Genomic DNA, 374 nt, shown 5'->3' with positions numbered 1-374 from the left:
ATTGGCGCGCCCGAGAGGAGTCGAACCCCTAACCTCTTGATCCGTAGTCAAACGCTCTATCCAATTGAGCTACGGGCGCATATGGTGCCGAGGGCGGGGGTCGAACCCGCACGGTGGTCACCCACCGCAGGATTTTAAGTCCTGTGCGTCTGCCTGTTCCGCCACCCCGGCATGTCATATTGAAAATTGGAGCGGAAGACGGGATTCGAACCCGCGACCCCAACCTTGGCAAGGTTGTATTCTACCACTGAACTACTTCCGCAAGACATGTTTGAGATATTTTATTAAAAGTGCGGGTGAAGGGAGTCGAACCCCCACGCCAAAGGCGCTAGATCCTAAGTCTAGTGCGTCTGCCAATTCCGCCACACCCGCAT

General features: G+C 55.3%; 4 tRNA genes. All 4 read right to left on the bottom strand.

Going from position 1 to position 374, the window contains the following annotated elements:
* Positions 1 to 2: 2 nt before the first annotated feature.
* The 4 genes from CN409_RS29885 to CN409_RS29870 all read right to left on the bottom strand — a co-directional run bounded on the left by CN409_RS29885 (position 3) and on the right by CN409_RS29870 (position 372).
* Positions 3 to 79 (bottom strand) — tRNA-Arg (locus tag CN409_RS29885).
* 3 nt (positions 80 to 82) lie between these two features.
* A tRNA-Leu gene (locus tag CN409_RS29880) sits at positions 83 to 171 on the bottom strand.
* 16 nt (positions 172 to 187) lie between these two features.
* Positions 188 to 262 (bottom strand) — tRNA-Gly (locus CN409_RS29875).
* Between the two features lie 29 nt (positions 263 to 291).
* A tRNA-Leu gene (locus CN409_RS29870) sits at positions 292 to 372 on the bottom strand.
* Between the last annotated feature and the right edge of the window lie 2 nt (positions 373 to 374).

It is taken from the genome of Bacillus sp. AFS012607 (assembly GCF_002558005.1).
GTDB lineage: Bacteria > Bacillota > Bacilli > Bacillales > Bacillaceae_G > Bacillus_A > Bacillus_A thuringiensis_S.
The sequence above is the reverse complement of the archived record's forward strand: the minus strand, read 5'-3'. Positions and strand labels throughout refer to the sequence as shown.